General features: G+C 67.1%; 15 protein-coding genes. All 15 read left to right on the top strand.

All coding sequences use genetic code 11. The annotated features are described in order from the left end of the window. Positions 1 to 196: 196 nt before the first annotated feature. The 15 genes from G3N18_RS02025 to G3N18_RS01955 all read left to right on the top strand — a co-directional run bounded on the left by G3N18_RS02025 (position 197) and on the right by G3N18_RS01955 (position 13,417). Positions 197 to 898: an SAF domain-containing protein gene (locus G3N18_RS02025; RefSeq protein WP_196382654.1), complete on the top strand. Its 702-nt coding sequence runs from the start codon at positions 197 to 199 to the stop codon at positions 896 to 898. Between the two features lie 3 nt (positions 899 to 901). Continuing rightward, a complete protein-coding gene (locus tag G3N18_RS02020; RefSeq protein WP_196382653.1) occupies positions 902 to 1,744 on the top strand; it encodes a hypothetical protein in 843 nt (280 codons plus the stop codon). Position 1,745: 1 nt separating this feature from the next. Further along, the gene (locus tag G3N18_RS02015; RefSeq protein WP_196382652.1) at positions 1,746 to 3,371 is read left to right on the top strand and encodes an ATPase, T2SS/T4P/T4SS family; all 1,626 of its coding nucleotides are present in this window, start codon (positions 1,746 to 1,748) and stop codon (positions 3,369 to 3,371) included. Next, positions 3,371 to 4,246: a type II secretion system F family protein gene (locus G3N18_RS02010; RefSeq protein WP_196382651.1), complete on the top strand. Its 876-nt coding sequence runs from the start codon at positions 3,371 to 3,373 to the stop codon at positions 4,244 to 4,246. The genes G3N18_RS02015 and G3N18_RS02010 overlap by 1 nt, the downstream gene beginning before the upstream one ends. Further along, the gene (locus G3N18_RS02005) at positions 4,243 to 5,127 is read left to right on the top strand and encodes a hypothetical protein (RefSeq protein WP_196382650.1); all 885 of its coding nucleotides are present in this window, start codon (positions 4,243 to 4,245) and stop codon (positions 5,125 to 5,127) included. Before G3N18_RS02010 ends, G3N18_RS02005 begins: the two co-directional genes overlap by 4 nt. Before the next feature lie 28 nt (positions 5,128 to 5,155). Then, the gene (locus G3N18_RS02000; RefSeq protein WP_196382649.1) at positions 5,156 to 5,377 is read left to right on the top strand and encodes a hypothetical protein; all 222 of its coding nucleotides are present in this window, start codon (positions 5,156 to 5,158) and stop codon (positions 5,375 to 5,377) included. Between the two features lie 7 nt (positions 5,378 to 5,384). Continuing rightward, positions 5,385 to 5,783, top strand: a complete 399-nt coding sequence (locus G3N18_RS01995; RefSeq protein WP_196382648.1) for a hypothetical protein — start codon at positions 5,385 to 5,387, stop codon at positions 5,781 to 5,783. Then, a complete protein-coding gene (locus tag G3N18_RS01990; protein WP_196382647.1) occupies positions 5,765 to 6,220 on the top strand; it encodes a hypothetical protein in 456 nt (151 codons plus the stop codon). The genes G3N18_RS01995 and G3N18_RS01990 overlap by 19 nt, the downstream gene beginning before the upstream one ends. A gap of 4 nt (positions 6,221 to 6,224) precedes the next feature. Further along, positions 6,225 to 6,593, top strand: a complete 369-nt coding sequence (locus G3N18_RS01985) for a hypothetical protein (RefSeq protein WP_196382646.1) — start codon at positions 6,225 to 6,227, stop codon at positions 6,591 to 6,593. A gap of 9 nt (positions 6,594 to 6,602) precedes the next feature. Next, the gene (locus G3N18_RS01980) at positions 6,603 to 7,256 is read left to right on the top strand and encodes a hypothetical protein (RefSeq protein ID WP_196382645.1); all 654 of its coding nucleotides are present in this window, start codon (positions 6,603 to 6,605) and stop codon (positions 7,254 to 7,256) included. Between the two features lie 482 nt (positions 7,257 to 7,738). Further along, positions 7,739 to 8,251 (top strand): hypothetical protein, encoded by a 513-nt coding sequence (locus G3N18_RS01975; RefSeq protein WP_196382644.1) that lies wholly within the window; start codon positions 7,739 to 7,741, stop codon positions 8,249 to 8,251. Positions 8,252 to 8,279: 28 nt separating this feature from the next. Beyond that, a complete protein-coding gene (locus G3N18_RS01970) occupies positions 8,280 to 11,366 on the top strand; it encodes a LysM peptidoglycan-binding domain-containing protein (RefSeq protein WP_196382643.1) in 3,087 nt (1,028 codons plus the stop codon). Next, positions 11,363 to 11,920 carry a prepilin peptidase gene (locus G3N18_RS01965; protein WP_196382642.1) on the top strand — a complete coding sequence of 186 codons (558 nt, stop codon included), beginning with the start codon at positions 11,363 to 11,365 and terminating at the stop codon, positions 11,918 to 11,920. Before G3N18_RS01970 ends, G3N18_RS01965 begins: the two co-directional genes overlap by 4 nt. 110 nt (positions 11,921 to 12,030) lie before the next feature. Beyond that, entirely contained in the window at positions 12,031 to 12,321 is a 291-nt protein-coding gene (locus G3N18_RS01960; protein ID WP_196382641.1) for a hypothetical protein, read from the top strand. Beyond that, a complete protein-coding gene (locus G3N18_RS01955) occupies positions 12,305 to 13,417 on the top strand; it encodes a zeta toxin family protein (RefSeq protein ID WP_196382640.1) in 1,113 nt (370 codons plus the stop codon). Before G3N18_RS01960 ends, G3N18_RS01955 begins: the two co-directional genes overlap by 17 nt. Positions 13,418 to 13,430 lie beyond the last annotated feature (13 nt).

Genomic DNA, 13,430 nt, shown 5'->3' with positions numbered 1-13,430 from the left:
TTTGGGGGACAGCCTGATCTCGTCTTCCGAATTGTTACCACCATCGGCCACCGTCAAGCCTTCGACCAGCATCGCAAGCTGTTATTGTGTCCCCACAGACTCAGGGGCGGGAGTCACGAAAAGCGGGCCGACGGGAATGTCGACTCCGTCGGGCAGCTCCCACCCCTTGTAGGTAGACACCTGCGAAAGGACGACGGTGAGCACCGCAACCAGCACCGCCACGGCCGAGCCCAAATCGGACAAGACCCGCACCCGCGGGCAGGACACCTCCACCCAGGCCGAGATCACGCCGGTACGCACGCGCCGGTCGGGCATGTGGCTCGCCGCGGCGATCGTACTCATCCTGCTCGGCGCGATCAGCGGCGCATTCCTCTACACCACCGCCAGCAACACGCAGCAGGTATTCGTCAGCGCCCACGCCATCGAGCGAGGGCACACCATCGGGCGCGACGACCTGACGACGATCGCGCTGGCCGCCGGACAGACCACCGCAGCCATCCCGATCGTGCGCGCCGACGAGGTGCTCGGCAAGATCGCCGCCAACGACATCGCCGCCGGCGGCATGCTCACCGCCAACGACCTCACCACCAGCCTCCCTGTCGCCTCGGGCCAAGCGCTCGTCGGCCTTGAGCTCAAGAGCAGCCAACTGCCCGCGCAAACGCTCGTCGCCGGCGACAAGGTGGTCATCGTCCCGGTGGCCACGCAGGCGGCCACCGGGGGGATCACCACCGTTGACCCCTCCACCACCGTCCAAGGCACCGTGTCCCAGGTGCGGCCCACCACCGGCACCACCGGCACCGTCGTCGTCGACGTCTACGTCGAGTCTCGCTCCGCCGCCAACGTCGCCAGCCACGCCGCTGCCGGCGCCGTCGCCATCTACCTCGCCCCCGGAGACTGACCCGTGGCCGTCATCACGCTCACAAGCGTCAGCGGATCCCCAGGGGTCAGCACCGCTGCCCTCGCCCTCGGCGTCCATTGGCCGCGCCCCGTCGTGGTCATCGAGGCGGACACGAACGCCGTCACCAGTGCCATGCCCGGTTTCTTCCGATCCAACCTGCTTCCTGAGCTCGGCGGCATCGACAAGGTGCAGCTGGCATACAGCCGTGGCGTCCTCACCCGCGAGGACCTCCTCGACCCCGAACGGTTCCTCGCGATCGCCGTGCACGAACTCCCTCCGATCAAGTCCGCCCCCATCCCCGCCATCCCTCCCGGGCACAAGCTCTGGGTCGTCCCTGGGTTCTTCCACCTCGGCATCGCCGACGGAGTGAGCGGACTCTGGGTTCGGCTGCCCGAGCTGCTCCGTTCCCTATCCGAGGCAGGCATCGACGTCATCATCGACCTCGGCCGCCTCGGCCGCGACGACGTCCGGATGCCCCTGATCGACACCTCCGATCAGGTCCTGATATGCGCGAACGCGACCATGGTCGACCTGAACCGCGTCTACCGCCGTCTCGAAGGGCCCGACCTGACCCAACGCGTCGGCGTGAGCGTCGGAAGCGCGGAGAAGTTCTTCCTTCTCCTCAACGAGGTGCCGGCAGAGCAGATCCCGGCGGTCGACTTCGCCAACAACACGCTCCCCGTCCTCGCGATGCTCCCGTTCGACCCGCAAGGAGCGGCGACCTTCTCAGTCGGGCGCCCCGACCCCAAGCCCAACCGCAACACCTACAGGCAGAAGATCCGCAGCGTCATCGCTGGACTGGGCACCATCATCGGATACAGCGACCTCGATCGGAGCGCCAGCTGACATGAGCGACGAGTCCCTCCCCGAAGTCCAGATCAGCACCCGTCCCTTCCTGGGAAACATGCTGACCGCGCCTTCACCACAGTCCACTCCACGATCGAACTCGGCGGCAGAGAACCCGCACCTGTTCGCCGCGGCCACCGGGCGCGCCCACCTGCATCGCGTCACCGACGATGACCGCCCTCACCTGAACGAGCCCACCGCAGAAAACCTCCCCGACACCTACCAGCTGCCTGTTGCGCCTGTGCCATCGACCCGACGTGCGGCGACCGTCGCACCGGTGACCGTCGTGGAGACCTTCCTCGACGACGTCGATTGGACCGTGGTCGACACCCTCACCAAGAAGCTCACGGTCAACGAGGACGGCGCCGGGCGCACCCGTGCTGAGTTCGACGTCGCAACCGCCTCCGCAGGCCCCGAGACCGCCTTCGAGGAGCAGTCCTTGAGGGAGATGACCCGGATGGTCGACAGCCACGCGGAGTGGCGGGTGGTCACCCTCGGAAGCGACAACGAATGGGGTCCCCGCAAACGCGCCCAGCACGTCCAGGCGGTCTTCGACAACGTCTTCCGATACGGGCGGCTGCAGCAGTATCTGCGCGAACCCGACGTCGAAGACATCAGCGTCGTCGGCCACGACAACGTCATGGTCACCAAGACCACAGGACGCCGCGAAAAACGCCCGGCACTTGCGGAGCACGGATCCGACCTCGAGCAGATGGTGTCCGACATCGCCTCCTGGCGAGGACGCAACTTCTCCCGCCCCGGCGGGCACCTCGACCTCGACATCGGAGGCGCTCGACTCTCCGCCACCGGCGTCCCCAACACCAGCGTCCCCAACCTCACCATCCGTAAGCACAACCTCGTCGACGTCGACCTCGACGACATGGTCGGCAAGAACACGCTCACCGCGAAGATGAAGACCTTCCTTACCCTCGCCGCACGAGCCAACTGCTCCGCACTCATCGCCGGATACCCCGGGACAGGGAAGACCACGTTCCTGCGCGCATGGATGGCGACCGTCCCCTGGGAAGAGAAGATCGTCACCATCGAAACCGAACGCGAGCTCTACCTGAACAAGGGGCCCCGGCACTCGCAGGTGCAGGACCTCCAGTACAGCCCCGCGATGTTCGCCGGCAGCGACGTGACGGCCTCCTACAGCCTCGCCGACGCGTTCTACGAGTCCCTGCGTTCCTCCGCGCAGCGCATCCTGTTCGGCGAGATGCGCGGCCCCGAATCTGGATGGGCGATGAAGGCCATGCAGGCCGGCCGCGGATCCGTGTCCACCATCCACGCACGCAGCGCAGACGACGCCATTCACCGCTTCGCGGACATGCTCATGAGCGAATACGGGCTCGCGGCCGACACCGTCCCGCTCCGCCAGATCCTCCGCAGCATCGACGTCATCATCTACCTCGACTTCATCGAGAACCCTGACGGCACACGCACCCGCATCGTGTCCGAGGTCGCCGAGGTCGTCTCCAACGACAGGGGCGAACCGATGGCGTCGAAGCTGTTCCAGTGGGACTGGGACCACGACACCTACGTCGAACCCGAGAAGCCCAGCCCCCTGAAGCTGATGCCCATGCTCGACCGCGCCAGCCGCGTCAACGGAATCCCCTGGGAGCTCTGATGATCCTTCCCGCAGCAATTGCTGGGGCCATCCTGCTCGCCGGCCTCGTGATGCTCATCGCCTTCTTCCGGCCCGCGCCGCAGAAGGCTCCCAAGCGCGCCAAGAACCAGACCACCCTCGCCCAGCGGTGGCGTCGCGTCAGCCGCCCCACGCGGCTCCGACTGCTCATCGGTTCCGCTGCTGGTCTCGTGGCGGCACTGTTCACCGCGATCCCGCTGCTCCTGGTCGTCGTCCCCGCGGCGATCGTCGGACTCCCGCTGCTGCTTGGCAAGCAGGACACCCGCGAACAGCAGCTCATCATGGCGCTGGAGGCCTGGGCTCGCTCACTCGCGTCCACTGCCGAGACCGGCAAGTACACCCTCCGCGAAGTCATCGGAATCACCCGGGGCGCGACCCCGCCGCAGCTGCGCTCTGCCGTCGACCGCCTTCACGCGCGCATGTCGACTTCGTGGTCGGCGGCTGAAGCCTTCAAGGCGTTCGCCGACGAGCTCGACAGCGCCTACGTCGACGAGGTCACGATCTACCTGATCCAGGCCGCCCAGTTCAACAGCGGAGGCCTGGCTCGCGCGCTTTCCGGAGTTGCCGACACCCTCGCCGTCCAGGCGAAGCAGCGCATGGAGATCTTCAACGAGCGCGAAAAGCCGCGACGCACGATGCAGGTCATGACCGGCATCGTCGGGGTCGTCCTCGCCGGCCTCGTCGTGTTCTCCCAGACGCCCACGATCGCCTTCTACCGCACCGCCATGGGGCAGATCGCGCTTCTGGTGATCATCGGCATCTTCGTGGTCATCCTCATCTGGGCGAAGTCCCAGACCAGATTCCGCCCCGAACCGCGGATCGTGCTCAGCCCCACCGCAGCGGAGGTCGAACGATGAACCCGGTCCTCCTCGCCACCATCCCCGGCCTGATCGCCGGCGCCGGTCTGGCACTGCTGCTCCTGACCTACGCACCCCGCACCATCCGGGCCGGAGACGCACTCACCCGGCTCGGTGAAGTGTCTGTCCCCAACGCCGCGCCCTCCAAAGCGCTCGCTGGATGGGATAAGGCCGGCGCCTGGGTGTCTCGACGCGCACCGAGCATCCCCTTCTTCACCGCTCCCACAGCCGAGCTCGACCTCCTGGAGATCCCCGTCGCGCAGTTCTACGCCGACAAGCTGAAGATGGCGGCCATCGGATTCTGCATCCCGCTCGGGTTCGCTGCCCTTCTTCAGCTCGCCGGCATCAGCTTCCCGCTGCCGCTCCTGTTCTGCCCCATCCTCGCGTTCGTGTTCTGGATCATCCCCGACTCGGGAGTGCGCACCAAGGCGAAGGAGGCTCGCCGCGAGTTCACCCGGTTCGTGACCGTCTATCTGCAGCTGGTCGCCGTCGCGCTCCTGGGGAACACCACCGCTGACGCCGCGCTGGTGTCCGCGGCATCCGTCTCCGACTCGTGGGTCTTCCGCCGCATCCGCCGCGAGTATCAGGCGGCCGAACTCACCCGCACCAGCAAGTGGGATGCCCTCGAGAGGCTCGGCGTCAGCGTCGGAGTTCCCGCACTGATCGACATGGCGAGAACGATGCGCCTCTCGGAAGCCCGAGTCGGCCTCCGCGAGCAGTTGCTCCCCGCCTGCGACATGCTCCGTGCGCAAGTCGCAGCCAGCGACAAGGATGCTGCCGAGAGAGTCACCAGCAAGATGGACATCCCCGTCTTCTGCACCCTCGTCCCGATCATGGCCCTCATGATCGTCCCCTCCGTTCTCCAACTGACCACCCTCTGAGCACCACCCACACCGGAAGGAAACACCAATGAGCACCATCAGCGACAAGGTCACCAAGACCGTCATCGACGCCCAGGCCCGGGTCCGCGAAGGCATCGACCGCCTCACCGAGGAGCCCGAGTCGGGACTCGACGACGCCGCCTGGAAGGCGATCTGGATCACCGTCGGCGGCGCCGCGGCGATCGCGATCGCGACCATGCTGTTCACCTGGGGCCAGAACTACATCCAGACGCGGATCAACGGGTTCTGATCGCACGATGCGCAACTGGATCCACCGCACCAGCAGGACGCTGGCCAAGGAAGACGGGATGGCTTCCACACCCATCCTCGCCTTCCTCAGCGTCCTGCTGGTTCTGGTGGGCCTCCAGCTGGGGACCTGGTATCTCGGCAACGATGCGGCCAACGTCGCCACCCAAGCCGGCTACACCGTCGCCCGCGCATACGAATCCAACTCCGCCGCCGGTATCGCCAGCGCCAACCAGCTACTCAACGGAACCGGCTTCCTCACCGGCACGAACGTCACCATCAACCGCACCGCCGACACCGTCTCCGTCACCGTCACCGGACAGCCCGTCTCCCTCATTCCAGGAATCACCCTCCCGACCATCGAGCGCACCCTCACCGGACCGATCGAACGATGGGTGCCAGCACCGTGAAGACAATCCGCCGCATCATCCACGACGAGTCCGGAGATCTCGACGACCTCCCCGGATGGACGATCCTCGCCCTCGCCGCAGTGACACTCTTCGGCCTGATCATCTGGGTCGGTCGTGGCGGAGCTGCGGCCAACACCGTCCAAGCCGCCGCATACGCCGCCGCCCGAGACGCATCCATTTCCCGGACCGTCGCCGACGCTGTACCCCACGCGCAAGCGGCGGCCACCACAGCACTCGGTGGCAACGTCACCTGCATCGATCTTGACGTCAAGATCGGCGGCGACGGTCTCAGCACCGGCATCGGCCAAACCGGCACCGTCACCGCCACCGTGAGCTGCACCATCGCGACCTCCGACATCTCCTTCCCTGGAATGCCCGGATCGGTCACGATCACCAAGACCGCCAGCAGCCCCGTCGACCCCTATCGAGAGAGGTGACCTCATGAAGTTCGTCCCCATGTGGCTCGGCTTCTTCGTCGCGCTCATCTTCATCGCAGGCATCGTCGTCGACGGACAGGGCAAGACGCAGACCTTCCAACAGGCTCTCACCGTCGCCCAGTCGGCAGCTCGAGCAGGCACCAACGCCGCAACCGGAACCTCCGTCAACGGTGACGCCTTCGACCTCTCCATCCCTGCCGCTGTCGCAGCCGCGGAGAACTACATCACCTCCGCCGGCGCCACCGGCAACGTCACTGTCACCGGCAACGAGGTCTTCGTCACCGTCGACATGGCCTACACCCCACGTATCCTCTGGATGATCGGATCGCTACCGGTCCAGGCCACCGGATCCGCCGCACTCATCGACAACTAGGGACATCGCATGAAGACCACCAAGACGACCGCCACGATCACCCTCCTGGTCGCGGCCGCCATCGCGATGGCGGCCTGTACCCCGAACGAAGACCCGAACGCCTGGCAGACCGCCACGCCGAGCCCCACGAGCTCGCCCACACCGACGGCCAACCCCACGACACCGCCCACGCCGACCGCCGGCGAGCAGGCAACGTCCGAAAGCGAAGCAGTCGACCAGGCAACCCAAGCCGTGCAGAGGTACTACGACGCCACATTCACGATGATGAGTACCGCCGGACTGGGCGCCGACTACCTCACCGGATTGATCGTCCCCGGCGCACCCATCGAGCAGCTCGTGCAGCTGAACGCCAAGTCCGGCTACCGCCTGGAAGGCGCCCCGACGAAGTGGTCGACCAACGCCGCCATGAGCACCGTCGGACCGATCAAGGACGGCACAGGCGCCTCAGCACAGTACGGAAACGTCGACGTCTACGGATGCTCCAGCAACGCCGATACCGAGACCTTCGACCCGCAGGGGACGCACCTCGACACTCCGAAGGGCAGCTCACCGGGTGTCTTTTCGGTGTACTTCTCACCGTCGCAGGGCGCCTGGTTGATCTACAACTTCAAGACGCTCGTCAACCGCGACGGGACCGTGGTGGAAGGAGCGCCGCAATGCTGAGGCGTCGGGCAGTAGGCGCCCTCGTAGCCATTTTGGCGGTGGTGCTCGCCGTGCTGGTCCCAGTCACAGCGGCATCCGCTGCGGACAACTGCACCTATAACCCGATCGACAACTCCTGGAACTGTGAGGTTGGTACTGGGGGTGGTGGTACGCCTGGCGGGTATGAGCCGAGTGGGGGTTCCACGGGTCCGGTTGGCTTTACGCCGGGGCCGTCTGCGTGCACATACCAGGGAGGGGCTGGCGGGCCGGAGGAGATTCCGTGTTCTCGTGATGGCGGGTGGTGGTCGAACGACAAGCAGTGCTACTGGTCGTTGGACGACCCCCAGGGTGCGCCTCCCGCTGGCCGAGATGCGTCGGTGGGCGCCTGGTACACGTGCAACCTCTACCAGTGCAACAACCCCCGCGGCTGCTACACAATGGGCCAGTGGCTCCTGGCGCCACCTCCCGGGGTCAGCCGGTACACGCCTGCTCAGGCGGCGGGAATGCTGGTGCGTACCTTCACGCTGGAGCCGATCACGATCGGCATGGCCCCGGAAAGCAAGGTCCATTCCGATGACCCGATCGGAACGGCCGCGTATCGACGCACCTGGGTCGGGATCCCTGTCTGGCTGTGGGTCGACGGCACCTCCGAGAGCACCTGGGGGCCTCTGTCTCGCACTGCGACATACGGGGGAGTGACGGTAACCGCGACGGCGAATGTTCGCTCACTGACGTGGTCGTCCGGCGACGGCCAGACGATCAACTGCGGCGTGGGAACCCCCTTCAACGCGGCCGCCATGGCGAATCAGCTCGCTGTCGATTCACCGACGTGCGGCTTCCGTTACCAGCGGACCTCGGGTTCGGGATCGTTCACCGTATCCGCGTCGACGACGTGGGTCGTCGAGTGGACCGGTGGTGGGGAGAGCGGGACGATCGCAATGCCCTCTACGACCACGACGGCCCAGGTCCGCGTCGGCGAGCTCCAGTCTGTCAATACCGCCAACTACGGTGGCTGAACAGCCTGGCTGACTGAAAGGCGACGACGTGGCGAAACTGTTGCGAGGCCTGGGTGCCCTGATCGTGATCGGCGCGATCCTCGTCGGCGTGCCTGTTGTCCTTGCGTTCATCGCAGGGAACCCGCTTCCCACCTCGGCACAGTGGGAGGCGATCTTCTCCCTCACGCCCGACTACGGGTACGTCATCCTGACGACGAAGGTACTGCCGCTGCTGTGCTGGCTTGCGTGGCTGGCGTTCGCAGGGCCGCTTCTCCTCGAGATCGGCGCGGGACTCGCTGGGCGCCCGACTCCGAAGAAGGTCGGCGCGTTCCGCGGACAGCAGCGCGTTGCCGCATCCCTCGTCGCGGCCGTCGCAGTGATGCTCACGGGATTCGGCGCGCTGGGCGGCACAGCAACCCCGGCGGTCGCTGCTGAGCCCGTCTCAGCGACAGCCATACCCTGGTCACAGGCCTCCGTGGTGGACCCCGCTGGGCCGACTGCGAACGTGTCGTCGGCCATCCCCGCGAACACGATGACGCAGGACGTCGCGCCAGCCACCACGAACGTCACCATCGACCACCAGGTCGTCCGCGGAGACACCCTTTGGGATCTCGCCGCGAAGTACTACGGGGACGGGCAGCGATACCCAGAGATCTTCGATGCGAATCAGGGAGTCACGCAGGCAGACGGACGCGCGCTGAGCGACCAGGACCTCATCCTCACCGGATGGACGTTGTCTGTGCCGAACGTCCAGGTGGAGGAGGCCCCGCCGGCGCCGGCACCCGACCCGCCGGCGCCGGCGGCGCCGGCGGACTCTGCTTCCGCGTCCGTCGGACCCGGGAGCGTCGATGTCGGCGGGCCAGGCGGCGACGGCGCGGGCGGCGCAGAGGGATCCGGCGGCGCGGTTGGGAATGCTGCAGGGGATCAGGGCGTCAAGCACGAGGACTCCGCCAGCCAGACCGCCACGCACGACGAGTCTGCATCCGGCGACGCGCAGGAGGAAGAGTCCTCCGATGCGGGTTACTCGGTGCCTCTCGCGACGGCAGGAGGTGCAGTGGGCCTGCTCGTGGCGGGTCTACTCGCCGCGCTTGGGGCGAGGCGACTACGGCAACGCCGGAAGCGTCTCGCCGGAGAGCGAATCGCAATGCCCAGCGAGGCCGCGGCTGATCTGGAACTTGAGCTGCGTCTGGTCGAGAACCCGATCGGTGTCGATGACATCGACAACGCCCTGCGCGGGTTGCAGGCCTGGGCCGAGGACACCGGAGCGGTGCTCCCCGAGCTCCTCGCCGTCCGTCTGGCCGACGATGAGATCGCCGTCTACCTGACCGAGCCCGCAGATCTACCCGAGCCGTTCGAGGCTGCCCACCCCGACCGCACGGCCTGGATCGTGCGGCCTGGACGTGCACAGCCACCGAGCCGACCGACCGTGTCGCCGTACCCTGCGCTCACGACTATCGGAACCGATGACGCCGGCGGGGTTCTCCTCCTCGACCTCGAGCAGATCGGTTCGCTGAACGTCGTCGGCGACGAAGAGACAGCGCGAGGTGTTCTCACTGCGATCGCCGTCGAGCTGGCTGTGAACCCCTGGTCCGATCAGATCCAGGTCACTCTCGTCGGGATGCCCCACGGACTCGCCCGCGACCTCGGACGGTTCCGAGTGCAGCACGTCGACGACGTCCCGGCACTGATCCGAAACCTCCGGGCCGACATGGAGGACCGTCGCGCCGCGCTGGACTCGTACGACGTCGACGACGTGCACCAGGCACGCGTGAAGGCCACCGACCTGGAATCGTGGGCGCCGCACATCGTCATCCTCGGCGTGGAGCCGCCCGAGGCGCAGCGGACCGAGCTCGCCGAGCTCGTCGCGCGCATGCCGCGGCTGGGCATCGCCACTGTCGCCAGCGGCGACTCGATCGAGGCGGGATCCACCGTCGTCATCACCGATCGCACCACCGCCGAGTACCGCTCCGGAGGCCAACTGCCGCCGCTCCCTTTCCACCCCCAGCTGCTCGCCGGCGAAGAGCTCGAGCTCGTCCAGAACCTCTTCGACACCACAGCTCAGGAATCCCACATCGCCGATCTGGCGGCGGAGAACGTCGTCGACGAGCGGGCCCTCGACGACGAGGTTGAGGTCGCACCTCAGCTTCCCGTCGACGAGGCGGATCTCGCATCCGTAGAGGCGCCCGAGATCGAGCCGTCGACGGTCGAGGAAGAGCACACAGCTCTTGACGACGCCGCCGCCGCCGAGAGCACGCCTCAGCACGAGGCGGCGGTCGGATCCGTCGAGATCTCCGAACTGGACATCGAATCGGCACCCGCCTCCAACGAGCCTGTGGCCGCAGTCGAGGAGCCGGAGCTCACGCTTTCGGCCACGGTCAGCGCACCCGACTGGCCCGCGCCGTACGTGCGCATGCTCGGACCGGTGGACGTCATGAACGTCCAGGAGAAGCTCCCCGGTCGCGGTGCGGAGATGATGGCCTACCTGCTCCTGCATGGCGGGCAGGTGCCCGGGGCGCAGCTGCACAAGGCGTTCTGGCCGGACAAGGTCGACCCGGATGCCAACAACGCGCGTCAGCTCGCCAAGCACCTTCGGAATGCCCTGGGCGCAGACCCCGATGGGCGCAAGCTCCTCCCCGAGGGACGGAAGGAAGTCGGCTTCCTCATCCACCCCGCGATTCGGAGCGATTGGGACGACTTCCGCTCCCTGATCGGCCCTGATCTCAAGACCACCCCCAACGAGGACTTGATCGCGGCGATCAGGCTGGTCCGCGGGCAGCCTCTCACCCCTCCGACGAATCGACGGGGGTGGTGGGTCTGGCGTGCCCCGGCCGAGGAAGCGATGATCGCTGCCGTCCTGGACGCCGCCGACGAGCTCGCCCACCGGGCGCTCCGGCGGGGAGAGTTCGACCAGGCCCGGTTCGCCGCACGCATCGCCCAGTCGGCCGACCCGCTCAACGAGGCCGGGTGGCGCCTCGAGCTCGAGGCCGCCATGCGCGCCGGCAGCCCCGCCGAGTTCTCCCGCGTCGTTGACGAGCTCTATGCCCGCCCCGGGGGAGGGGACCCGGACTACGAGCTCGACGACGCGACTCAGCAACTCATCGACTCCGCGCCGGCCAAGCTCGTCAACGCCCGATGACCGTGATCGAAGAGAGGACCGACGCTCGCGCGCGAAGCGAGTACGTCGTCGCTGCCGTTGACGGTGCGTTTCTCGCAGGCCTGGCACTCGCCGGCATCCCGGGATACCCGTGGATCGCCCTGGCCTGCTTCACCGCCGCCAGCTCCGCGATCGCGGGCGTCGACGTTCGCACGAAGCGGTTGCCCAACCGGTACACGGGCCCCTACGCGTTGGCCGGCGCTCTGCAAGCGGCCGCGGTGAGCATCTCGACCGCAGACCCATGGATCCTCGTCATCGCCGTCGCCGCGGCCGCCGTGGTCTTCCTCGCCTACGCGATGATGGGCATGGCAGGCTGGTTCGGATTCGGAGACGCGAAGTTCGCAGGCGCGGTCACCCTCTTCGCCGGCGTCTTCTCTGGCTGGTTCGCCATCTATCTCGTGCCACTCGCCGTGCTGCTCAGTGCCGGCGAGCGGCTCGTGCGCATCGCGGCTGGGCGGGGGCGTGCTGCACACGCGCACGGTCCGGCGATCGCGGCCGCCGCGCTGATCGTCACCGCGGCGGGGATCCTCGCCTGACTTTGTCGACCTAGCGTCCCCCCTTCCACCCCTTGTAGATGGAAGGGACTCCCGATGACCCATGCAGCGAACCTTAACGAATGTAACCATCTGTGGCGTATGCTGAGGGCATGGAGATGACGGTTGAGAAGGAGGTGATCAGGATGACCACCACTCCGCTCGATCTCACGCGCCAGTACAGCGACGGGGAGATCTCGCGCGCCGACCTCATCGCCGCGCTGCGGGCGTTCCCCTTCGCCGCGCGCGAGCACATCGCCCCACCCTTCGACGACCCTGCGGTGACCACGAGGAACTCGTTCGAGGAGATTGGCACTGCGCTTGCATGCGACTTCATCGACGACGACCTCTACGAGGAGATCGCCGATGCCGTGACGGAGGCCAACGGTGGACGCATCCCCTGATCGCCAGGTCGACTTCGACGCCCGAAAGAAGCTGCTTGATCAGCTGGGAGCGCCAGGAGGCCCGCTCGCCGCGGACACGTCCAGCTCGACCGTTCACAACTCCGGCTGGTTCAGAGACGGGATCCGCCCGTCAGCAGAGCGCCGAGCAGCTCACCGGGAGATCCGGGCCGCTTTCCGCGCTCAGAGACCGAACGTCAAGCGCGACCGACGAGCGATCGTTCTCGCGGGTCCCCCCGGCGCGGGGAAGTCTTCGGCGCGCGCGAAGCTGATCGCTGATCTCGATTCATCCGAACAGGACTGGCGGGATCTGAACGCCGACGACTTCAAAGATCATCTGCTCCTACGCGCTCAGCGGGACGGGACCCTCGAGCACGAGCTCTCCCCTCCGGGGACCGAGGTGCTGTCACCGCGTGAGCGCGCGTCCCTCGTGCACGAAGAATCCTCGCTTCTCATGAAGCAGGAGCGAGATCGGGCCGTTCTCCGCGGCGAGAACGTGATCCTCGACGGCACGCTCGCGAACGAAAGGAAGGCCTTCGACACGCTGCGGATGCTGCAGGAGAACGGATACGCGGTCGATCTCGTCGTCGTCGACGGACCGAAGGCTGTGACGCAGGCGCGAGCCGAGTACCGCTGGCGGACTGAGTACTTGGCGAGCCTGAAGCCCGATGCGACCGAAGTGGAGAGGCTCGGCGGCCGCGCTGTGCCCGCGGGCTTCAGCGACGCCCTCTACGAGCAGGACGACCAGTCCATCTGCGCCGGCATCGCGAAACGCGTGGCCGACGCCAACGTCAACGTCGTCAGCTTCCAGCGGTACACCGTCCAGCGCCCCGAGGCGGCCCCCGAGCTCGTCGAGAAGTACGCAGGGAAGCGGGACGACGGCCGCTGGTCACGCAAGTGGACCCTTCGTGGGGCGGTGACGCAGGCCGAAGCGTCGACGCATCCGCTGGCAGCGCCATCCCGCCCCGCGTCGCGTTCGATCGATGAAGTCTCGGGATCTGCGCAGAGCGCGTCGGGCGAGGTCTGGGTGGCACCCCATCAACGGAACGGTCGCGACGTCGACGGGTTCTACCGGCGACGCCCGCAACCCCGCAGCTGAGCCCCCCCTTCCT

The sequence above is a fragment of the Microbacterium paulum genome, assembly GCF_015707995.1.
Classification (GTDB): Bacteria; Actinomycetota; Actinomycetes; order Actinomycetales; family Microbacteriaceae; genus Microbacterium; species Microbacterium paulum.
The sequence above is the reverse complement of the archived record's forward strand: the minus strand, read 5'-3'. Positions and strand labels throughout refer to the sequence as shown.

Coding starts and splice junctions, on each gene's coding strand:
- G3N18_RS01990 (WP_196382647.1), top strand. CDS start 5,765: ATGGGTGCCAGCACCGTGAAGACAATCCGCCGCATCATCCACGACGAG.
- G3N18_RS01980 (WP_196382645.1), top strand. CDS start 6,603: ATGAAGACCACCAAGACGACCGCCACGATCACCCTCCTGGTCGCGGCC.
- G3N18_RS01965 (WP_196382642.1), top strand. CDS start 11,363: ATGACCGTGATCGAAGAGAGGACCGACGCTCGCGCGCGAAGCGAGTAC.
- G3N18_RS02015 (WP_196382652.1), top strand. CDS start 1,746: ATGAGCGACGAGTCCCTCCCCGAAGTCCAGATCAGCACCCGTCCCTTC.
- G3N18_RS01985 (WP_196382646.1), top strand. CDS start 6,225: ATGAAGTTCGTCCCCATGTGGCTCGGCTTCTTCGTCGCGCTCATCTTC.
- G3N18_RS01975 (WP_196382644.1), top strand. CDS start 7,739: ATGCTGGTGCGTACCTTCACGCTGGAGCCGATCACGATCGGCATGGCC.
- G3N18_RS02000 (WP_196382649.1), top strand. CDS start 5,156: ATGAGCACCATCAGCGACAAGGTCACCAAGACCGTCATCGACGCCCAG.
- G3N18_RS01960 (WP_196382641.1), top strand. CDS start 12,031: ATGGAGATGACGGTTGAGAAGGAGGTGATCAGGATGACCACCACTCCG.
- G3N18_RS02010 (WP_196382651.1), top strand. CDS start 3,371: ATGATCCTTCCCGCAGCAATTGCTGGGGCCATCCTGCTCGCCGGCCTC.
- G3N18_RS02005 (WP_196382650.1), top strand. CDS start 4,243: ATGAACCCGGTCCTCCTCGCCACCATCCCCGGCCTGATCGCCGGCGCC.
- G3N18_RS01995 (WP_196382648.1), top strand. CDS start 5,385: ATGCGCAACTGGATCCACCGCACCAGCAGGACGCTGGCCAAGGAAGAC.